Source organism: Nonomuraea sp. KM88, assembly GCF_052245635.1.
In the GTDB taxonomy this organism is placed as follows: Bacteria; Actinomycetota; Actinomycetes; order Streptosporangiales; family Streptosporangiaceae; genus Nonomuraea.
The window spans coordinates 65,736-86,472 of the sequence record NZ_JBQQCC010000014.1 but is presented as its reverse complement, the minus strand read 5'-3'; the positions used below and the strand labels follow the sequence as shown (position 1 = coordinate 86,472).

The following is a 20,737-nucleotide window of genomic DNA, read 5'->3' as shown; positions in this document are numbered from 1 at the left end:
AGTGTGGGAGCGCTCCCAAAACCGAGAGATGTGATGCGCATGCCCCTCCGCCACGGGTCCCCGCCCGCGACGCCGATCCGGACGGCGGAGCACCTGCTGCCCTCGGTGCCGGCCGGCGTCGGAGAGGCGCGCGCCCTGGTCCGCGCGGACCTGGCCGCATGGGGCCACGACGACCTGATCGACGACTGCCTCGTCATCGTCAGCGAACTCGTCACCAACGCCGTCCTGTACGGCGGGTCGGCGTACGCGCTCCGGCTGGAGGACCGCGGCGGCCGCGTCTACGGTGAGGTGTTCGACCCCGGCGACGGCGTGCCGCGCCCGCGCTCGCCGGGGCCCGACGCGCCGTCAGGCCGGGGCCTGCGGATCGTCGCGGCGATCGCCGACGACTGGGGGGTGCGGGCGGCCGACGGCGGCAAGATCGTGTGGTTCTCGGTCACTGACCCGCGCCGGCGCGCCTGACCTCTCTCCAGGTGCCGCCGTCAGACGCGGATCATCCTCTCGCAGGACCTCGCGACCGTTGACGCGCTCCCGGCTTGCGCGGGGAGCCGGCCCTCCCGCGTTTCCGGCGCCCGGCGGCCGGCTTCGCCGGCGCATCTTCGAGAAAAGCGAGACCAGGTTCGCTAGAACTTCGAGCATTTGAACTGCGCTGTCGAAAGATCCTCGGGATCGGTGCCCTTGTTGGAGTGCCAGGAGACTTTGAAGTACGTGTTGCATTGATGTCGCCAAGTGAATTTGGTGAGCTCTCCCACCTTGACATACCTCAGCTTGGAGTATTTGTACTTGTAATTCGACTTTCCCGTGCGGATGCCGAAGATTCCCTCACCGTCCTGTCCGGACGGCGGATAGTATTTGGCCTTCAGCCGGTCGCCGTCGCGCGTGCCACACAGGGTTCCCACGACGTTCGTGGTGCACCACCACTTGAGCGACGTTTCCGCCTGCGCAGGCAGGGCGATCAGCGGTACCACCACGACACCTGCCGCAAGGGCGGCCGCGAGCCTTACGTGAACCATCAGGGTGCTCCTCGCTCTCTCCGTGTCCGTAGGAGGCTACGCAGGTGCGGCGGTCGAGGTCATCGGCTCGTGATGCACAGTTCTTAGCGTGCAATCCACACTTTCCGGCGCTCGCGGGTGCGGCACTCCTGGCGCGGTCGGTCGAGCCGGTGGGCGAGGTCGCATGGCACCGTACGCGAAGGTTCAGATCCAGCCGCGCCGGGTCGCCTCCATCGCCACCTGGAAGCGGGTTCGCGCGCCCAGCCGCCGCATCAGCTTCGTGATGTGCCGCTGCACCGTGCGCTCGCTCCATCCCAGCGCCCGGCTGGCCGCGCGGTCCGTCGCGCCCGACGCCAGGAGCGTGAGCAGCCGTTCCTCGTCGCCGGACAACTCCCCGTCCCCCGCCGTCATCCGGACGGGCACGCTGCGCTCCCACAGCGCCTCGAACAACGCCCCCAGGGCGTCCAGCAACGGTGACGGGTGGATCAGGTACGACGCCGTGACCGCGTCGTCGCCGGCCCGCAGCAGCGGGATGATGGCGAGCCGGTCGTCGGAGATGGCCAGCTTCATCGGCAGGCCGGCGGCGATCCTGGCCTGCTCCCCGTGTCGCATTCCGGCCGTCACGTCCTCCAGCCAGCCGGGGAGATCCAGCACGCTGGTGTCGTAGATGACGCGATACTTCACGCCACGTCGCAGCAGGTTGAGCTCGATCGGGTTCGACTCCCTGTGCTGCTGCCGAGCGGCGTACGGCGGCCGGTCGAACCCGCGCACCTGCGCCCGCGTGTCCTGCTGCATCTGCACCCACCGGTGGTTGACCTCGTCGCGGCCCGAGATCACCTCGATCAGCTCGCCGGGGTGGGCGAAGCGGGTACCGGCACGGTAGACGTCCACCAGCGACCTGATGTGCGCGCGCACGCCGTCCAGCTCGCGTTCGCGCTCGCGCAGGATGGCCTCCAGGCTGCTGTCGGGCGAGACCGCGACGTAGCGGGTGGGCCGGCCGTCCGAGCGGGTGGCGAGCCCGAGCCCCACCAGCGACTGCAGAACGCGCCGCGCGGCCGTGGCGGGCAGATGGCAGTCTCCGACGATCTCGGTCACCGTCGCCTGCGTCCGGCGGACCAGGGCGTCGTACACCTCCTCGTCCTGAGGGCTGAGTCCGATGGCCTCGAGCATGCCGCTCCTCCTCCGGTTGACTGTCGGAATTACGTCATATGACGGAAACTCGCCGCAAATCGATCTTGTCAGGAAATATCGCTACATGTCAGCGTTCCAGGTGCACCATCGGCCCCCGTGGCCACAGCACCGAAGGAGCGTCATGCCGCCATCCCCCCGCCGATCCGCCAGACGACGCCTGCTCACCGCCTTGTTACCGGCCGTCCTGCTCGGCACCCTGGCGGCGGGCCCGGCCGCGGCGGAGATCCGTACCGCGGAGCCGGAGGCCGTGCCGAAGATCGACCAGAAGCTGACCGCGCAGCTGAAGAGCGACGGTGCCCGCGTCGAAGCGGCCGTCGTCCTGCGTGCCCCGCACACCCCCGCGGCGGCGCCGGCGTCCCGCGCCCAGGCGCGGGACACGCTGGCGAGGAGCGCCGAGGCCACCCAGGATCCCGTGGTCCGGCTGGTCACCTCACGCGGCGACCAGGTCGTCAACACCTTCTGGCTGAAGAACATGGTCCTCGTACGGGCCACGCAAGGCACCCTGAACGCCCTGGCGGAGCTCGAGACGGTCGAGCGCATCATCCCCAACTTCACGCTGTCCGCGCCCGAGCCCGAGGAGGGCGCCACCCCCAAGGCGGCCGGCGCCACCACGTGGGGCATCGCCAAGATCGGCGCCGACCGGGCGAGCGACGAGCGCGGGCTCTCCGGCAAGGGCGTGCGCGTCGCCGTGCTCGACACCGGCATCGACATCACCCACCCCGACCTCCAGGGCAAGCTCGCCACCACCGACCCCTCGGACCCGAAGCACCCGGGCGGCTGGATCGAGTTCGGCCCCGACGGCAAGCCGGTGGCCTCGCAGCCGCACGACAGCAGCTACCACGGCACGCACGTGGCGGGCACGATCGCGGGCGGGGACGCCTCGGGCACCCGGATCGGCGTCGCGCCCGGCGTCACGCTGATGGGCGCCCTGGTCATCCCCGGCGGCCAGGGCACCTTCGCGCAGGTGATCGCCGGCATGCAGTGGGCGGTCGCGCCGTTCACGGCCGACGGCGCCAAGGCAGGCGAGCCGGCCGACATCGTCAGCATGTCGCTGGGCGGCCAGGGCTATGCCGACGAGATGATCCAGCCGGCCAGGAACATCGCCTACGCCGGCGCGTTCCCCTCCTTCGCCATCGGCAACGACTGCTCGCCGGGCCAGTCGAGCAGCCCGGGCAACGTCTACGAGTCCGTGGCCGTGGGCGCGACCGACGTCAACGACGACGTGCCCGACTTCTCCTGCGGCGGCGTGGTCAGGAAGACCGACTGGTTCGCCGCGCCTCCGGAGTGGCCGGACTCGTACGTCGTGCCCGACCTGTCCGCGCCGGGCGTCGACGTGCTGTCGTCCATGCCCGGCGGAGAATACAGGGCGCTCAACGGCACCTCGATGGCCACCCCGCACGTGTCCGGCACCGTCGCCCTGATGATGGAGGCGCGTCCCAGCCTGACCGCGGACGCCGCGCTGGAGATCCTGACCGGCACGTCCGTCTCCGACGACCGTTACGGCCCGCGCCCGAACCCCCGCGTCGGCGCCGGCCGGATCGACGCCTACGCCGCCGTGGCGGAGGCCGCGCTCGAAAGCGGCGTGCGCGGCGTCGTCACCGACGAGCGCACCCGCGCGCCGCTGGCCGGGGTGAAGGTGGCCAGGGCGGACGGGCGCAACGTCCAGACCGGCGAGGACGGGAGCTTCGAGCTGCGGCTGCCCGAGGGCAGGCACGAGCTGACGCTGTCCAGGTTCGGCTACGAGACCAGCACCGAGACCGTACGCGTCCCGGCCGGCCGGCTCACCGGCGAGCGTTTCGAGCTGGAGCGGACGCGCTGGGGGACGCTCTCCGGCCGGGTGGTGTACGGGCCGACCGACTCGACGGTGCCCGGCGCCACGGTGACGGTGCTCGGCGTGCCCGACGACCTGTCGGCGACGACCGACAGGAACGGCCGCTACACCATCAAGGACGTTCCCTTCGGCGACGGCTACCGCGTCTCGGCGAACGCCGCCGGCATCTCGCGGTCGGAGCCCGTGGAGGCGAGCGTCGGCAGGGGCAGGAACACCGCCGACCTGACCCTCCCGCGGCGGCCCGGCACAGAGCGCGTGTCGCTCGGCCCCGACGGCCGCCAGGGCAACCACGAGGCGTGGTGGCCGGAGGTGAGCGGCGACGGGAACGTCGTGGTGTTCGCCAGCTTCGCCTCCAACCTCGTCACCGACGAGGACACCAACGGCGAGCTGGACATCTTCGCCACCGACCTGCGGACCCGGACGACCGAGCGGGTCTCGGTGCCGACCGGCGGCGGCCTGGGCGACTCGTTCTCGCTCTCGCCGACGGTCAACCGCGACGGGAGGTACGTCGGCTTCAACAGCGGGGCGGCCAATCTGGTGCCCGGCGACACGAACGGCCAGACCGACACCTTCGTGCACGACCGGCAGGAGGGGACGACGGAGCGGATCTCCGTGTCGTCCGACGGCGTCCAGGGTGACGGGATCTCCGGCGCGCCCGCGTTCTCGGCGGACGGCCGGCTCGCGGTCTTCGTCAGCGACGCGACCAACCTCGTGCCCGGCGACACCAACGGCCGCGCCGACGTGTTCCTGCGCGACCTGCAGGCGGGCACCACCGAGCGGATCTCCGTCGCCCAGGACGGCTCACAGGCGGCCGACCAGTCCCGCGAGCCGTCCATCAGCGCCGACGGCCGGTTCGTGGCGTTCCAGAGCGACGCGGACGGCCTCGTGCCGGGCGACGGCAACGGCAGGACGGACGCCTTCGTCCTCGACCGCGTGACCGGCGCGCTCAAGCTGGTCGTGGCCCCGCACCCGGAGACCGACACCAGGTCCCCGGTGCTCAGCGCCGGCGGCAACGCGCTGGCCTTCACCAACGGTGTCGGACTCGGCCAGATCTACGTCCAGGACCTGGCGACCGGCACGTCCCGGCTGGTGTCGGCCAACAAGGACGGGGGCGAGGCCTCCAACATGTCGTTCGCGCCGTCACTGAGCGCCGACGGGCGCCTGGTCGCCTTCTACAGCCTCGCCGACGACATCGTCGAAGGTGACACGAACAGGTCGAACGACGTGTTCGTGCGTGACGTCGAGGCGGGCACCAGCAGGAAGGTCTCCGTGGCGCCCAGGGGAGCCGAGGGCGACGGCGGGTCCGACCTGCCGTCGATCAGCGACGACGGCAGGTTCGTGACCTTCGAGAGCTCCGCGGCCAACCTCGTCGAGGGCGACACCAACCACCGCTCCGACGTGTTCGTGCACGACCTGGCCCCCGGCCCCGAGCCGCTGTTCGCGCTGAGCGACCTGGAGATCACCCCGGAGAACTCCCGGTCCGGGCGCGTACGGGTGCGGGCCCGGGTGAAGAACGTGGGCGAGCGGGCCGGCGAGTACGCGGCCGTGCTGCACGTGAACGGCCAGGAGGACCAGCGGCGGACCGTCTCGCTGCGGCCCGATCGGAGCGAACGGGTCTCGTTCGACGTGCGGCGCGGCGAGCACGGCACGTACACCGTCGAGCTCGGGCCGCTGTCGGGGCGGTTCACGGTCAGGCGCTGAGACCGGCGAGCCGCTCCTGCCCGCGCGGGGGAGGAGCGGCTCGCCCCTCCAGACGTCCCCGCGCCCTCCCGGGACCGGACGGTCAACCAGGGGCCGACCGGTCAAGGGGCTGGAGCGAGCTCGCCGGAGCCCCGGACGATCAGGCGGGTGGGCACCACCTGCCTGCGGGCCTTGGAGCGGTCGCCGTCCAGGCGCGACAACACCAGCTCCGCCGCCGCGGCCCCCATCCCGGCCGGATCCTGGGCCACCACCGTCAGCGGCGGGTCGAGGACCTCGGCCAGCGGCAGGTCGTCGAACCCGACGAGCGCGACGTCGGTGCGCCGCGCCCGGGCCAGCGCCACCACCGCGCCCATCGAGGCGAGGTTGTTGGCCGCGAACAACGCCGTCGGCGGGTCGCCCAGCGCAAGCAACCGCAGGGTGGCCTGGGCCGCGGCATCCTGGTCGTGCCCGGTCTCCACCAGGGAGCGGTCGAACGGCAGCCCCGCCCGCTCGAGCGCGTCGCGGTAGCCCTGGAAACGTTCGCGGCGGGTGTAGAGAGAGGCGGGCAGGTCGCCCACGAAGCCGATGCGGCGGTGGCCGTACGCGATCAGATGCGCGACGCCGGCCCGCGAGCCCTCCCGGTTGGCGCTGACCACGCTGTCGGCGGTCAGGCCCACCGCCGGGCGGTCGAGGAAGACGATGGGCAGCCCGGCCAGCCGCTCGCCGCGCAGCCGGCGGTGCTCGCTGGTGGCCGAGGGGACGATCATGAGGGCACTCACCCTGCGGGCCAGGAACGTCGCGATCAGCGACTGCTCCAGGGCGGCCGTCTCGCTCGACGAGCCGACGATGAGCGTCAGCCCGCGGGCCCGGACGGCGCTCTCGACGCCGCCCGCGACCGTGCCGAAGAAGGGGTTGCCCATCTCGGGAATGACCAGGCCGATCGCGGCGTCACGCGCGCCCACCCGCATGTTGCGGGCCATCAGGTTGGGCTGGTAGCCCAGCTTCCTGACGGCCGCCATGACGCGCTCACGCGTCTCGACGGCGACCGGGCCGTCGTCGTTGAGCACCCGCGAGACGGTCTTGGCGGTGACGCCGACCTCGCGCGCCACATCTGTCATCGTCGGACGCCGCATCCCGCCCATGCTAGTGGCCCGTCTCAGCGGCAGGCGGAGTACGGGGACGCATCACGACAGCCCGATCGCCTCCGCCGCGTCCTTGTCGGTCACCACGGACCTGCCCTCCGACATCTGGATGGCGCCCGTCATGATGGCGACCACCTCGGCCATGCTGTGGTCGCCCGGAACGATCTCGGCGACCCTGCGGCCGAGGCGCTGGATGTGGACGCGGTCGGCGATCTCGAACACGTGCGGCATGTTGTGGCTGATCAGCACCACCGGCGTGCCGCGGTCTCGTACCTGCCTGATCAGGTCGAGCACCTGGCCGGACTCCTTGACGCCGAGCGCCGCCGTGGGCTCGTCCATCACCACGACGTTCGTGGCCCACGCCACCGCCCTCGCCACGGCCACGCCCTGCCGCTGCCCGCCCGACAGCGACTCGACCGGCTGGGTGAGCGAACGCAGCCCGATCTTGAGCTCGGCCATGTGCCTGGCCGACTCCTCGCGCATACGCTTCTTGTCGAGCATCCGGAAGACGCGGCCGAGGATGCCCGGTTTCCGCAGTTCCCTGCCCAGGAACATGTTCGTCGCGATGTCCAGGGAGGCCGCGACCGCGAGGTCCTGGTAGACGGTCTCGATGCCGTGCCTGCGGGCGTCGAGCGGGTCGCGGAAGCGCACCGGCTTCCCGTCGAGCCGGATCTCGCCGGAATCCGGCTGCAGCGCGCCCGTCAGCGCCTTGATCAGGCTCGTCTTGCCGGCGCCGTTGTCGCCGATGACCGCGAGCACCTCGCCGGGCATCAGGTCGAAGTCGGCGCCGTCGAGCGCGGTCACATGGCCGTACTTCTTGACCAGGCCGCGCGCCTGGAGCACGGGTGTGGTCATCGGGTCCTCCTGCGGGAGAGCTGGTCGACGGCGACGGCGAGGATCACCAGGATGCCCGTGATGAGCGTCTGATAGATCGACGGTACGCCCATCAGCTGCAGGCCGTTCCTGAACACCCCGACGATGAGGGCCCCGACCAGGGTGCCCAGCACCATGCCCCGGCCGCCGAACAGGCTGGTGCCGCCGAGCACGACCGCCGTGATGCTGTCGAGGTTGTCGGTCTGGCCGGCCTGCGGGTCGCCCACGCCGGTACGCGAGACGAGCAGCAGGGCCGCGATGCCGTACACGAAACCGGCCAGCGTGTAGACGCCCACGGTCAGCCGCCGCGTCCTGATGCCGGTCAGCCGGGCCACCTCGGGGTTGTTGCCCAGCGCGTACACGTGCCGGCCCCACGCGGTCGAGCCCAGCAGGTACGCGAACAGCAGGAACAGCAGGATCGTCAGCAGCGAGCCGTAGGTCACGTTCGTCTGGCCGACCTGGAACGTCTGCCCGAGGAACGTCAGCAGCGGCGGCAGGTCCGTGACGGTCTGCTCGCCGGAGTAGATGTGGGTGAGCGCGAACGCCACGTTCAGCATGCCGAGCGTCACGATGAACGGCGGCAGCGAGATCCGCGTCACCAGCAGCCCGTTGACCAGCCCGAACCCGGCGCAGACCACGAGCCCGGCGGCGACCGCGAGCAGCGCGGGCAGGCCGCTGTCCACCGCCAGCTTCGTCATCACGATGCCGCCGAATGCCATGATCGCGCCGTTGGCCAGGTCGATGCCCGCGGTGAGGATGATCAGGGTCTGCCCGATGGCCAGCGTGCCGACCACCATGACCTGCTGGATGATCAGCGAGAAGTTCGTCCCGGAGAAGAACTGGTCGGTGTTCAGGCCGAAGTACAGGCAGGCCAGCAGGAGCGCGGCGAGCGGGCCCGCGACGGGGGTGCTGATCAGGCGGCGCGGCAGCGACGCTTCCATCACGGCCACGATCAGCCCCAGCAGTTCGCCAGGCCGAAGGCGGTGTCCTCGGCCTCGACGCCGTCGGCCGCCTTGTCGGTGATCAGGGTGACGCCGGTGTCGGTGTAGCCGGAGGGCTTCTGCCCGCCCTTCGCGTACGAGGCCACCGCCTTGACGCCGTCCTCGGCCATCTTGAGCGGGTACTGCTGGCTGGTCGCGGCGATCTGCCCGGACTGCACGGCCTTGACGCCGGTGCAGCCGCCGTCCACCGAGACGATCAGCACCTCCTTCTCGCGGCCCTTGGCCTTCAACGCCGTGTACGCGCCCAGCGCGGCGGGCTCGTTGATGGTGTAGACGAGGTTGATGTCGGGGGCCTTCTGCAGGCAGTTCTCCATCGCGGTCTGGCCCTTGGCCTGGTCGCCCCTGGTGTCCTGGGAGCAGACGACCGACGGGTCGCCCTCCTGGATGCCGAACCCCTTCAGGAAGCCGTCGTGCCGCAGCTTGCCGACCGTGATGCCGGGGGCGAGGTCAAGAGTGGCGATCTTGGCGGGTTTGCCGGCCATCGCGGCCTTGGCGTACTGGCCGATCAGCTCGCCCGCCTTGAGGTTGTCGGTGGCGAACAGCGCGTCGGTGGCCTCCTGCGGCTCCGTGGGGGTGTCGAGGGCGATGACGAGCACGCCCGCGTCGCGCGCCTTCTTGATCGCCGGGACGATGGCCTTGGTGTCGCTCGGGGTGATGAGGATGCCCTTCACGCCGGCGGCGACCATGTTCTCGATGGCGGTGATCTGGGCGGCGTTGTCGCCGTCGAACTTCCCCGCCGCGCTCATGAGCTCCATGCCGCCGGCCTGGGCCGCCTTCTGCGCGCCCTCCTTCATCTTGACGAAGAACGGGTTGGTCTCGGTCTTGGTGATCAGTCCTACCTTGGGGGCGGCGGAGTCGCTTCCCCCGCCGCTGCCGCCGCAGCCGGTGACGAGAAGCGCGGTGACGAGGAGGCCGGCCGATAGCTTTGCATTCATGGCGCTGTCCTATCAGGGGGGATCCGATGTCATCGTTGACATATGTCAACGTTGACATCTTCCGTGCTGCGATGATGGACTCCGATCCTGGAAACGTCAATGCCCTGCTGCCGTAACGAATCGGCAACATGCCAGAGAGGCAGGTCCGATGATCGCCGTCCTGGGCGAGTGTGTCGCCGACAGCTTCGCCACGCGCCACCCGGCCGCGCCCGGCGGGCCCGCCCCCACCCTGCCCGCCGACCCTTCACGACCCGCCGGAGACCCGCCCGCCCCGGCCGGCGGCGCCTCGCAACCCGGCGGGCGGTCGGGCGGGGGCGGCCGGCCGGCCGGTGGTGGGCCGTCAAGGGAGAGCGGCCGGCCGGCCGGTGGTGAGGTGCTCCCGGGCGAGGAGGCGGAAGGGCTGGCGCTGCGGGTGCTCCCGGGTGGAGGGCCGGCGAACACGGCGGTGGCGCTGGCCAGGCTCGGCACTCCCACCCGCTTCCTGGGCCGCCTCTCGCGTGACGTGTTCGGCGAGATGTTCCGCGACCGCTTCACCGCCTCCGGCGTGGACCTGTCGGCGTGCGTCGAAGCCGAGGAGCCGAGCACGCTCTCCGTCGCCGCCCTCGACCCGCACGGGCGGGCGGCCTTCACGTTCTACACCGACGGCGCGGCGGACTGGCAGTGGCGGCCGCACGAGCTGGACGCGCGCCGCGCGGGCCCCTTCAGGTGCCTGCACACGGGCTCGATGGCGCTGGTCGGGAAGCCGGGACGGGACGCGGTCGAGGAGTTCGCGAGCTCCGCGGCCGAGCATGCGACGATCTCGATCGACCCGAACGCGCGTCCCAGCTTCGCCACCAGAGACGACTATCAGGTCACCCGCTGGTGCGAGTGGACCGACATCCTCAAGCTCAGCGACGACGACCTGGACTTCCTGCTGCCCGGCACGTCGATGGAGCGCGCCTGCGACACCTGGCACGCCGCCGGCGCCCGCCTGATCGTCGTCACCAGGGGCGCGGCGGGCGCGCTGGTGTCCGTGGACGGCGAGCGGGCCGGCGTGCGGGCGCCGGAGGTGGACGTGGTGGACACGGTCGGCGCCGGCGACGCCTTCACCGCCGGCCTGCTGCACGCCCTGGACGCCCAGGGCCACCTGGGCGGGCGCCTCGACGATCTGGACCTCGCGACGGCGGTGGCGGCGGCCGGCTTCGCCACCCGGGTGGCGGCCCTGACCTGCTCGGTGGCAGGCGCCAACCCTCCCTGGTCGCACCACCTCACCACCCCGGCCCCGCGATGACCCAGAAACGAGCGACCCGGCAGGACCGTGGGGCGCCCGCTCCGGCATGATCCGGCCGGCTCCGGCCGGCACGGGACGGCGGCGCACGGCGGTTGGAGCCGCGCGGCGCGTGGTGGACGGGTCACGTGGTGGGCCGCGGCCGGGGTCACGTGGGGCGCAGGCCGGCGAAGAGGTCATCCTCGTGGGCGGGGGCGTCGACCTTGCACAGCTTGCGCTCGAAGGCCTCCTGGGAGAACGCCTGCTGCTGGATGTGCTCAGGCATGTCCAGCACGAAGATGCTCTGCCCCTGGCTCTCGTGCGCCTTGAGCGCCTTGAGCTTGCGCTCGGTATAGGGGCTGACGTCGATGAGGGTGGTGACCCGCTCGTCCGGGGTGCCGAAGTCGCCCGAGGGCTCGAAGCCCAGCTCCACGCCGTGCTCGCGCAGCAGCTCGAACATCTTCCTCATCGCGGCTCGGGGCATGGCCGTGTAGTAGAGCTTGTCGGGGATGCCGGTCGCCTCGGTGGCCGCGACCGTGACGCGGTGTGTCTGGACGTGGTCGGGGTGGCCGTAACCGCCGCCGCCGGTCTCGTCGTAGGTCACCACGACCTGCGGCCGGTAGTGCTCCATCAGGGTGCCCAGCCTGGCGGCCGCCACCTCGACCGGCACGTTGGCGAACGCGTCGGCGTGGCCGTTGCCCTCCCACCCGTCCATGCCGGAGTCGCGGTAGCCGAGCAGCTCCAGATGGTCGACGCCCAGGTGGGTGACCGACTCGCGCAGCTCGGCGAGCCGCCGCTCGGCGACCGCGGCGTCGTCGTGCCCGGCCTCGCCCGGCTTGACGCCACCCTCGGCGTCGCCCTGCTCGCCGTTGGTGCAGGTGACCAGGACGGTGCGGATGCCTTCGCCGGCGTAGCGGGCAAGGATGCCGCCGGTGCTCAGGCACTCGTCGTCGGGGTGGGCGTGCACGATCATCAGGGTGAGTTGCGGATCCATGACCGGAACACTAGCGGCCGGTTCCGACAGTTACGGCCCGCCCGCGACCTGCGCCGGCCGCCGAAGGCGCTCGGGGTCCGGGCGCGGGGGCGCGTCCGGCGGCCGCCCGTCACAGCCGGCCGCGGGCGCGGTCATGCGCGGCCGCCGGTCCTGGCCAGGTCGCCGGCGCGGAGCCGGGCGGCCGCGGCGGCGGCGCGGTCGCCGAGGCGGTCGGCCAGCGCCGCCTGCTTGAGCCAGTTGTACGGGCTGCACGGCCGCACGTTGATCCGCTCGCTCACCAGCGCCCGCGCGACGTCACGAAGCCCCGCCCGCAGGGCCGCCTCCAGCAGCGTCTTCTGCACGGCGTCCCGCTGGGCGTGGCTGCCCCCGAACTCGTTGACCCGATGCCTGATGGGGTAGAGCAGCTCCACCACCGAGGCGTGGTCGCCGCGCCCGAACGCCACGACGGCCCGGCACACCGGCAACCCGACCTGCAGCGTCATGGTGTGGTTGGTGACGCCGGGACGCGGCTCCCGCACGTACGCCTCCCGCCCCGCGATCAGCCGCTCGGCGTCGCCGATGCGGCCGGCGCCGACGTACGCCATGACCGCGTGCATGTCGTTGAACGCGTAGAACGGCTCCGCCACCCGCGGCGGCCAGGCGTCGGCCAGCGCGCGCCAGCGTTCGTGCTGCTCCGAACCCTCCAGATGGAGGCGCCAGAGCAGGGCGGCGGCGTCGAGCAGTTCCATGCACGACTGCCCGTCCGCCAGCACCGCGTCGTAGATCTCCAGCACCCGTGCCAGGTCGCCGGACTCCAGCGCGTACAGGCAGTAGTGCCACCAGGTGTGGACGTTGAAGAACGTGCCGGTGGACCAGTCGGGCAGCCGCGCGTCGAGGTAGCGCAGGCCGGTGCCGAAGCGGCCCTGCATCTCGTACGTGTGCGCCACCGCGTGGATGCCCCACACGTCGCGCGGGTTGAGCTCGACCGCGCGCAGCCCCACCTCCTCCGACCGGTCGTAGTGGCCCGCCTCTTCGAGGCCGAAGGCGTACATGCCCAGGACGTGCCCGTAATGCGGGTCGTCGTCGTGCCAGGCGTTCAGGGCGCCGCCGACGCGGTCGCGCAGGGAGCGGGCGTCGCCGGTGAGGAAGTCGATCTGGTGACCCGCCACCAGTGCCAGGGCGTCGCGCGGGTGCTCCACGGTGATCCAGGCCAGCAGCGTGCCGCACCGCAGGAAGTCGCCGTCGAGCAGCGCCTGCACGGCGGCCACGTGCGCGCGCTCGCGGGGGAGCAGCGACGCCTCGTCGACCGTGCGGCGGAACGCCCCGAACCGCGCCCTGGCCTTGCGCGCGTCGCCGGCCTCGGTGGTGAGCAGCCCCAGGTAAGCCGACAGGACGTTGCCCATGGGGAAGCCGGGGGAGCCGGCCAGCGCCGCCTTCGCCTCCGCGGCGACCTCCGCCCGGAAGTGCAGCAGCTCGTGGACGGCCCGATCGTAGTGCCGCGCCGCGGCGGCGCCCGCCCCGCTCATCGCCAGGCCGTGCTGGTCGTCGAACACAGGTCCAATGTAACGGGGAGGCGTACGGACCCGGGTTCGCCGCGGGTGTCGTGGCGAACCGTCCGATGAACCTCCGGACAGGAGCGCCGTGACGGACCACGACGACGCCACGCCGGGCCGGTCCCGTGTCGACACCACCGTCCCGCACTCCGCGCGGGTGTGGAACCTCCTGTTGGGCGGCACGGATTATTTCCCGGGGCAGTCGCACATGGCCGTCACCACGCACTACTGCGAGCCCTGGCCGCGCACGAGGGAGGCGTTCCTCCTGTCCCCGGGCTCGTGGCCTCGCCCGCGGGGCCCGCTCAGATCAGGCCGAGGGCCAGCATCGCGTCGGCGACCCGGCGGAACCCGTCGATGTTGGCGCCGGCCACGTAGTCGCCCGGCATGCCGTACTCGTCGGCGGTCTGCAGGCAGCGGTCGTGGATGTCGCGCATGATCTCCTCGAGCCGGTGCTCGGAGAACTCGAACGTCCAGGAGTCGCGGCTGGCGTTCTGCTGCATCTCCAGCGCGCTGGTCGCCACGCCGCCCGCGTTGGCGGCCTTGCCCGGCCCGAACGCCACGCCGGCGTCCAGGAACACCTTGATGCCCTCCGGAGTGGTGGGCATGTTCGCGCCCTCGCCGACCGCGATGCAGCCGTTGCCGACCATGACGGCGGCGTCGCGGCCGGTGATCTCGTTCTGCGTGGCGGACGGCATCGCCACCTCGCACGGCACCTCCCACACGCTGCGGCCCGCCACGAAGGTGGCGTTGTTGCCGCGGCGCTCGGCGTAGGCGTTCAGGCGGCCGCGCTCGACCTGCTTGATCTGCTTGAGCAGGTCGAGGTCGATGCCCTTCTCGTCGAGGACGTAGCCGGAGGAGTCGGAGCACGCGACGACCCGGCCGCCGAGCTGCTCGATCTTCTCGATGGTGTAGACCGCCACGTTGCCGGAGCCGGACACCGTGACCCGCCGGCCGTCGAACGACGTGCCGCGCGCCTTGAGCATCTCGTCCACGAAGAACGCGCACCCGTAGCCGGTGGCCTCCGTGCGGACCTGCGCGCCGCCGTACGCCAGGCCCTTGCCGGTGATGACGCCGGACTCGTAGCGGTTGGTGATGCGCTTGTACTGGCCGAACAGGTAGCCGATCTCCCGCCCGCCGACGCCGATGTCACCGGCGGGCACGTCGGTGTACTCGCCGATGTGCCGGTAGAGCTCCGTCATGAAGCTCTGGCAGAAGCGCATGACCTCGCGGTCGGAACGGCCCTTCGGATCGAAGTCGGAGCCGCCCTTGCCGCCGCCGATCGGCAGGCCCGTCAGGCTGTTCTTGAAGATCTGCTCGAACCCCAGGAACTTGACGATGCCGAGGTAGACCGACGGGTGGAAACGCAGCCCGCCTTTGTACGGCCCCAGAGCGCCGTTGAACTCCACCCGGAAGCCGCGGTTGATCTGCACCTCGCCACGGTCGTCGGCCCACGGCACCCGGAAGATGATCTGCCGTTCGGGCTCGCAGATGCGCTCTATGATCTTCGACTCGGCGTATTCGGGGTGCTTCCCGAGAACCGGGCCGATGCTCTCGAGCACCTCGCGCACAGCCTGGTGGAACTCCGTCTCACCAGGGTTGCGGCGAAGGACGTTGTCGTAGATCGACGACAGCTTCTCGTGCAACACGTACTCCTCAGCTCACTGCATGCGCTCCTCACTGTAAGGGGAGGCTTGATGTGATCTGCACCCGTATACCCCCTTTAGCGAATCTCGTGACGCCTGTGTGCGCCTGGGCACAGCAGGTCAGGGGAACGCAAAATCTTCCGCGAGGGCGTCACAGGCGGGTGCGCCGCCCTGTCTTAGCTCGCGAGCGGGGGCGAGCTGTGCTCCCGGCGGACAGGGAGGAACGTCATGAGGATCGTGGTCATCGGCGGGACCGGCATGATCGGGTCGAAAGTCGTGGCCAAGCTCGGCGAACGTGGTCACGAGGCGGTGCCGGCCTCGCCGAACACCGGCGTCAACACGCTCACAGGGGAAGGGCTGGAGGAGGCGCTGGCCGGCACGCAGGTGGTGGTCGACGTGTCGAACTCGCCGTCGTTCGAGGACACCGCCGTGCGGGAGTTCTTCGAGACCTCCACGCGTAACCTGCTGGCCGCCGAGGCGGCGGCCGGAGTCGGGCACCACGTCGCGCTGTCCGTGGTCGGCGCACGGCGGCGGCCGGGCCAGGGCTACTTCGGGGCCAAGGCCGCCCAGGAGGAACTGATCGAGAAGTCCTCGATCCCGTTCTCGATCGTGCGCGCCACGCAGTTCTTCGAGTTCGCCCGTGGCATCGCCGACGGCGCCACCGAGGACGGCGCCGTACGGATCGCGCCGGTGTGGTTCCAGCCCATCGCCGGCGAGGAGGTCGCCACGGCGGTCAGCAGGGTCGCGGAGAGCGCCCCGCTGAACGGCGGCCTCGAGGTCGCCGGGCCCGAGCGGGTGCTGATGGACGACTTCTTCCGCGACGCCCTGGCCGCCTGGAACGACCCGCGCCAGGTCGTCACCGACCCGGAGGCCCGTTACTTCGGCCTCCACCTCGACCAGGACACGCTGGTGCCCGTCGAGGACATGATCCGCGGCGACATCACCTACAACGGCTGGCTCGGCGAGTAGCCCGCCCATCCCGTCAAGGAGGAAACCGTCATGGGGGAACACCGATCGAACGCCTGGCAGACGGCGATCACCATCGTGCAGGAGGCGGAACCGCCGTACATTCCCGAGGGGGCGCACGAGACGACCCTGGTCGTCGAATATCCGCCCGGAGACCCCGGCGCGCCGCCGCACCGCCACTACGGACCAGCCTTCGGCTACGTGCTGGAAGGCGAGATGTTGTTTGAGCTCGAAGGCGAGCCGGAGCGGGTCGTACGCGCCGGCGAGGCGTTCTGGGAGCCCGGCGGGGACGTCATCCACTACCAGGACGGCAACAACCGCGACGACATCCCGCTCCGGTTCCTCGTGACGATGTTGTGCGAGCCCGGCAAGCCGATGCTCACCCTGGTGGACGACGAGGAACTCGCCCAGCGAGCCGACCGGCGCGCCGCCCGCCCTGTCTGACGGCCCTGCCTGACGGGCCTGTCCGACCGCCCCGTCCGACCGCCCGTGGTCAGGCGCGGGGGAGCAGGCGGGGGGCGAGCCGCGCCAGCTGGTCGACCGTGGCCGTCAGGTCGTCGGCCAGCGGGTGGAGCAGGACGTGGTCGGCGCCGGCGGCCAGGTGCCGCTCTGCCCTGGCGGCGATGGCCTCGTCGTCCCCCCACGCCACGATGGCGTCGACGAGGCGGTCGCTGTACCCGCCGTCGAGATCGGCGTCGCCGTACCCGAGCCTGCGGTAGTTGGCGGTGTAGGCGTTCTCGCGGCCGCCGGCGTCGAAGAGGGCGCGGATCCGTCCCCTGGCGCGGGCTTCGTCGGTGTCCGGGAGGAGGGCCAGATGCGGGATCAGCAGGGGCCCGGGGCCCAGAGCGTCGCGCGCGGCCCGGGTGTGCTCGACGGGTTGCAGGAAGGGGTGGACGCCGCCGGCCCGTCCGGCGGCCAGCCGGTGCGCCTTGGGGCCGAGGGCTGCGAGGACGCGCGGGTAGCGGGCTTCCGGCAGGATGCGGGTGGCGGCCTCGTCCATGGCGTCCAGGTAGGCGCCCAGCCCGGCCAGCGGACGCTCGCCGCCGTGGCCGCCGAGGCCGAGGATGAGGCGGTCGGGGTACGCCTCGGCGAGCGTGGCCGCACCGCTGTGGGCCGCCCGCGGGTCGCGCATCGCGATGTTGGCGACGCCGGCGCCGGCGACCAGCCGTTCGGTGGCGGCGAGCACCACGGCCAGCTGGGTGAGGATGTCGCGCCCGGCGATGGGGGAGGCCGCGGGAGGTTCGCCCGTCCACACCGAGCCGTACCCGAGTCGCTCGATCCGCGCGAACTGCTCCCGTTGCCTAACCACCGGCGTGTGCAGCAGCGTCATCGGCGCGATCCACACGCCGAAGCGGCCGAGGCGGTCCTGTGTCGGGGTCATCGTCACTCCTGTCCGGGGCCTTAGCGGAGCCAGCCTCCGCTTATCTGGAGTCTACGATACGGAAGGAGGCTCCGGTTCGCGAACCCCAGGAGGCGGATATGGGCGACACCACCACCCGGCGCGCCATGCGGGCCGACGCGCGGCGCAACCGCGACCGGCTGCTGGCCGAGGCGCGCACCGCGTTCCTGGACCACGGCACCGACGCCTCGCTGGAGCACGTCGCCGCGCGCGCCGGGGTCGGCGTCGGCACCCTCTACCGGCATTTCCCCACGCGGGAGGCGCTGCTGGCAGAGCTGCTGCGCGAACGGTTCGACGCCCTCGCCGCCGGCGCGCGGCAGCTCGCCGCCCACCCGTCGCCCCGCGAGGCGCTGATCACCTGGACGCTCGACTTCGTGCGGACCACCACCGTCTACCGGGGGCTGACCGCGGCGGTGACGGCGACGCTGCATGACCCGGCCTCCGCCCTGCACGCATCCTGCGAGACGATGCGCGGCGCGGCGACCGCGCTGCTGACCCGCGCGCAGGGGGCGGGCGAGGTCCGCGCCGACGTCGCGCCGCTGGAGTTCCTGGCCCTGGTCGCGGGCACCTCATGGGCGCGCGAGCAGATGGCGGGGGCCGATGTCCCCGGCGATCGCCTGCTCCTGCTGCTCTTCGAAGGCCTGGGACGCCCCGACCAGGGCCCGCCGGACGATCAGTGACGGGCCGTGACGGCCGCCGGCGCCGGAGCCAGAACGCTCAGCAGGTCGGCGGCGTCCAGCAGGCGGGCCGCGCCGAGCCCGTACGGGTGCAGCGCGTACACCTGCGCGCCCGGCAGCCCGAGATCGCCGGAGACCAGCACCGCCAGGTCGGTGCCCTCCGGAGGGCACCCCGACGGCTGCGCGAACGGCTGCCCGGCGGCGCGGGCGGTGAGCCGCGCGGCGAACGCCTCGACGTCCTCACCGGGGCGGCGCTCGTACCGGCGGAGTGAGCCGTCGCGGCGGCGCACCACGACGTCGGCGGCGCGGGCGGCGGCGTGCCAGCAGGCCACCTCCCACAACGTCACCCGGCCGGCGAACGCGCTCTCCATCGCGGCGCCCAGCGCGGCCACCTCGTCGGCGCTGCCCGCCACGTTGTGGCCGTAGCCGGCGGCGGACAGATTGAGGTCGGTCCAGCGCATCGTGCGCGTCCACAGGTCGGCCACCAGCGGCACGAGGATCTTCGCCGGCCCCGCCAGGTCGAACTTCTGGCGCACCGCCAGCGGGTCGAACAGCCCGTCCGGCTGCTCCATGAACCCGGCGAAGCCCCGCGGCAGCTCCTCGAACGGCACGTCGTTGTAGCTGAACACCACCGGGACGAGGTAGCGGGCGGGCAGGGCGCGCACGTCCACGTCGATGAACTCCGACGCCCCGAGCGGCTCCGGCGCGGAGGTCAGGTCGCCGGAGTGCACCAGCCCCTTGCCCAGGCGCAGGCGCGTGTAGTCGCACAGGCCCGCGAAGCGCCAGTCCTCGTCGAACACCGCCACCGACAGGTCCAGGTCCACCCGGGTGCCGGGCGGCTCGGCCCAGTGCAGGAAGAACCGGATCCGCTCGGTGCGCGGGATGGGCTGGGTGCTGCCGCGGGCCAGGCGGACGAGCGCCGCGCCCGCCGTACGTTCGGAGGTGGGCGCGACCAGGTCGGCCAGCCCTTCGTCCAGCAGGGCCCGGCGCAGCGGCGGCAGCTCGCCGGCGCGCCGCAGCAGCTCTCCGGACAGCAGCCGCTCGGCCTCCAGCACCACCTCGTCGGGCAGTGCGGGCCGCCGGTCGGGCATGGTCCAGAACCGCGCCGTGCCGCCGCGCGGCAGGAACAGCCTGGTCCCGCCGGGCGGGGTCCTGATCTGGCCGAGCGCGGCCAGCAGCACCCCGGGCGCGACCCGGCGCACGGCGCCCTCCAGCGTCTCCAGCGGCGTCCCGGCGGCGCGCGGCCCGTCCGCGGGGCCGTCGCCGGCGTACGTCGCGCGCTCGCCGGCCGCGTCACCGCGGGCGTACGTCACGCGCAGCAGGTGGGACAGGCGGCGGAGGAGCTCGCCCGGACGGTGCGAGAGCAGCGTGACGGCGTCGGCGTGGCGGCCGTCCGCCAGTGCCGTCTCCACGCGGGACGAGAACGTCCTCGCGCGCACGCGCCCGTCCAGCACCTCCAGCTCGGGATGGCCGGCCGCGCGCTCCAGCAGGGAGCGCCCGAACGCCGTGCCGGGGTCGAGCCTGGTGCCGCGCAGCGCCGCGAACGCCAGCGCGGCGCCGGGGAAGCGGGCGTGCTGCTCGTGCGGGTGCAGCACCTCGGCCATGTGCTTCCACCGCTCCCGGTGGCGCAGCAGGTCCTCCAGCAGGTACGGCATCCCGTCCAGGCACGCCAGCACGGCCCGCCGCACCGCACGGGGCAGCGACGTGCGGCGCTCCGGCCGGATCCGCAGCCCGGGGTCGCCCCCCATCAGCGTGGACAGCATCCGCAGCACGTCGGTGGCGGTGCCGGCGTGGCGGGGCAGCAGCTCGCCGGCTCCCCTGCGCAGCGCGTGCGCCAGCACCACCGCTCTGGTCTCCTTCACCGGGATCGTCTCCGGCAGCCAGGAGAGCGCCGCGGGCCAGCAGGCGTCCAGCAGGATCTCCAGCTCGGCCCGCTCGTGCGCCGGCATGGGGGTGCGCCGCGCCAGCATGGCCGTGGCCAGCTCGCGGCAGGCGGCGCCGGGGTCGGGGCACGACCCCAGCAGCACGGTGGTGGTCACGGCCTCCCGGTGCATGGAGACGCTTCTCTCCGACGGGCGCAGGAAGGGGTCGTCCAGGTCGATCCGCCGGTGGCAGATCGGGCAGGCGCTGAAGTCGGCGCCGTCCCAGCACGTACGGCACACCAGATGGGCACAGGGCGACACGGGGCGCACGGTCCCGGTCTCGCCGCACAGCACGCAGGGACGGGCCGGGTCCTGCAGCAGCAGGCTGAACACCCGGCGCACGTAGAAGTCCGAGGTGTCGGCCGGCACACTGTCCGGAAATTTCCGGAACAACGGCACGTGCGTGGCGTTCGCCCCGACCTCGTCGCGCAGGCAGTGCAACAACCGCCGCCCCACCCGCGCCAGCTCCGCCATCTCCAGCTCCGCCAGCGCCCGGTACAGCTCCGCCGACATCAGGAACCCGAGCTGCAGCAGCTCGAACTCCAGCGCCGCCACTCCGGACGGCACGTCCGCGCGCACCATGCCGAGCCGCCTGGGCAGCTTGCCGACCGGTGGCGGCATGGAGGATCCGGCGGCCAGCAGCCCGGGCGCGACCGTCCGGCGGCGGCGCAGCAGGATCTCGCCAGGACCGTTCACGTGACCTCCCCCGGGACGTG

17 protein-coding genes and 1 pseudogene are annotated in these 20,737 nt (G+C 72.3%); 7 read left to right on the top strand and 11 right to left on the bottom strand.

Features of this window, described 5'->3' with window-relative positions; all coding sequences use genetic code 11:
• Positions 1 to 33 precede the first annotated feature (33 nt).
• Entirely contained in the window at positions 34 to 459 is a 426-nt protein-coding gene (locus ACTWPV_RS34445; protein WP_443154960.1) for an ATP-binding protein, read from the top strand.
• 161 nt (positions 460 to 620) lie between these two features.
• Here the strand turns inward: ACTWPV_RS34445 and ACTWPV_RS34440 are convergent, their stop codons facing one another.
• Entirely contained in the window at positions 621 to 1,010 is a 390-nt protein-coding gene (locus tag ACTWPV_RS34440; RefSeq protein WP_443154959.1) for a hypothetical protein, read from the bottom strand.
• A 183-nt stretch (positions 1,011 to 1,193) separates the two neighbouring features.
• The gene (locus tag ACTWPV_RS34435) at positions 1,194 to 2,159 is read right to left on the bottom strand and encodes a helix-turn-helix transcriptional regulator (RefSeq protein ID WP_347647457.1); all 966 of its coding nucleotides are present in this window, start codon (positions 2,157 to 2,159) and stop codon (positions 1,194 to 1,196) included.
• A gap of 142 nt (positions 2,160 to 2,301) precedes the next feature.
• On the opposite strand from ACTWPV_RS34435, the gene ACTWPV_RS34430 reads away from it, so the two are divergent.
• A complete protein-coding gene (locus tag ACTWPV_RS34430) occupies positions 2,302 to 5,712 on the top strand; it encodes a S8 family serine peptidase (protein WP_443154958.1) in 3,411 nt (1,136 codons plus the stop codon).
• Positions 5,713 to 5,813: 101 nt separating this feature from the next.
• Here the strand turns inward: ACTWPV_RS34430 and ACTWPV_RS34425 are convergent, their stop codons facing one another.
• From ACTWPV_RS34425 to ACTWPV_RS34410, 4 genes are read right to left on the bottom strand one after another with little or no spacing between them, the layout of a single operon-like run.
• Positions 5,814 to 6,824, bottom strand: coding sequence for a LacI family DNA-binding transcriptional regulator (locus tag ACTWPV_RS34425; RefSeq protein WP_443154957.1), 1,011 nt, complete (start codon positions 6,822 to 6,824; stop codon positions 5,814 to 5,816).
• A 51-nt stretch (positions 6,825 to 6,875) separates the two neighbouring features.
• Entirely contained in the window at positions 6,876 to 7,688 is an 813-nt protein-coding gene (locus tag ACTWPV_RS34420) for an ATP-binding cassette domain-containing protein (protein WP_347647460.1), read from the bottom strand.
• Positions 7,685 to 8,647, bottom strand: coding sequence for an ABC transporter permease (locus ACTWPV_RS34415; RefSeq protein WP_347647461.1), 963 nt, complete (start codon positions 8,645 to 8,647; stop codon positions 7,685 to 7,687). The genes ACTWPV_RS34420 and ACTWPV_RS34415 overlap by 4 nt, the downstream gene beginning before the upstream one ends.
• Positions 8,648 to 8,658: 11 nt before the next feature.
• Positions 8,659 to 9,642 (bottom strand): sugar ABC transporter substrate-binding protein, encoded by a 984-nt coding sequence (locus ACTWPV_RS34410; protein WP_443154956.1) that lies wholly within the window; start codon positions 9,640 to 9,642, stop codon positions 8,659 to 8,661.
• Between the two features lie 148 nt (positions 9,643 to 9,790).
• On the opposite strand from ACTWPV_RS34410, the gene ACTWPV_RS34405 reads away from it, so the two are divergent.
• A complete protein-coding gene (locus ACTWPV_RS34405; RefSeq protein ID WP_443154955.1) occupies positions 9,791 to 10,912 on the top strand; it encodes a carbohydrate kinase family protein in 1,122 nt (373 codons plus the stop codon).
• Between the two features lie 145 nt (positions 10,913 to 11,057).
• Here the strand turns inward: ACTWPV_RS34405 and ACTWPV_RS34400 are convergent, their stop codons facing one another.
• Positions 11,058 to 11,882, bottom strand: coding sequence for a PIG-L family deacetylase (locus ACTWPV_RS34400; RefSeq protein ID WP_443154954.1), 825 nt, complete (start codon positions 11,880 to 11,882; stop codon positions 11,058 to 11,060).
• Positions 11,883 to 12,013: 131 nt separating this feature from the next.
• Positions 12,014 to 13,414 (bottom strand): tetratricopeptide repeat protein, encoded by a 1,401-nt coding sequence (locus ACTWPV_RS34395; RefSeq protein WP_443154953.1) that lies wholly within the window; start codon positions 13,412 to 13,414, stop codon positions 12,014 to 12,016.
• Positions 13,415 to 13,502: 88 nt separating this feature from the next.
• On the opposite strand from ACTWPV_RS34395, the pseudogene ACTWPV_RS34390 reads away from it, so the two are divergent.
• A pseudogene (locus ACTWPV_RS34390) lies at positions 13,503 to 13,628 on the top strand (SAM-dependent methyltransferase); the annotation flags it as partial.
• Positions 13,629 to 13,716: 88 nt separating this feature from the next.
• Here ACTWPV_RS34390 and gdhA read toward each other — a convergent pair.
• On the bottom strand, positions 13,717 to 15,060 hold the full coding sequence (gene gdhA, locus ACTWPV_RS34385; RefSeq protein ID WP_443154952.1) for an NADP-specific glutamate dehydrogenase: 1,344 nt from the start codon (positions 15,058 to 15,060) through the stop codon (positions 13,717 to 13,719).
• Positions 15,061 to 15,285: 225 nt separating this feature from the next.
• On the opposite strand from gdhA, the gene ACTWPV_RS34380 reads away from it, so the two are divergent.
• The gene (locus ACTWPV_RS34380; protein WP_443154951.1) at positions 15,286 to 16,026 is read left to right on the top strand and encodes an SDR family oxidoreductase; all 741 of its coding nucleotides are present in this window, start codon (positions 15,286 to 15,288) and stop codon (positions 16,024 to 16,026) included.
• A gap of 30 nt (positions 16,027 to 16,056) precedes the next feature.
• On the top strand, positions 16,057 to 16,467 hold the full coding sequence (locus ACTWPV_RS34375; protein WP_347647471.1) for a cupin domain-containing protein: 411 nt from the start codon (positions 16,057 to 16,059) through the stop codon (positions 16,465 to 16,467).
• 49 nt (positions 16,468 to 16,516) lie between these two features.
• On the opposite strand, the gene ACTWPV_RS34370 is transcribed toward ACTWPV_RS34375, so the two are convergent.
• A complete protein-coding gene (locus tag ACTWPV_RS34370; protein WP_443154950.1) occupies positions 16,517 to 17,404 on the bottom strand; it encodes a TIGR03620 family F420-dependent LLM class oxidoreductase in 888 nt (295 codons plus the stop codon).
• Positions 17,405 to 17,502: 98 nt separating this feature from the next.
• On the opposite strand from ACTWPV_RS34370, the gene ACTWPV_RS34365 reads away from it, so the two are divergent.
• Positions 17,503 to 18,102 (top strand): TetR/AcrR family transcriptional regulator, encoded by a 600-nt coding sequence (locus ACTWPV_RS34365; protein ID WP_443154949.1) that lies wholly within the window; start codon positions 17,503 to 17,505, stop codon positions 18,100 to 18,102.
• Here ACTWPV_RS34365 and ACTWPV_RS34360 read toward each other — a convergent pair.
• Positions 18,096 to 20,717 carry an MXAN_6230/SCO0854 family RING domain-containing protein gene (locus ACTWPV_RS34360; protein ID WP_443154948.1) on the bottom strand — a complete coding sequence of 874 codons (2,622 nt, stop codon included), beginning with the start codon at positions 20,715 to 20,717 and terminating at the stop codon, positions 18,096 to 18,098. The two genes, ACTWPV_RS34365 and ACTWPV_RS34360, sit on opposite strands and share 7 nt — an antisense overlap.
• Between the last annotated feature and the right edge of the window lie 20 nt (positions 20,718 to 20,737).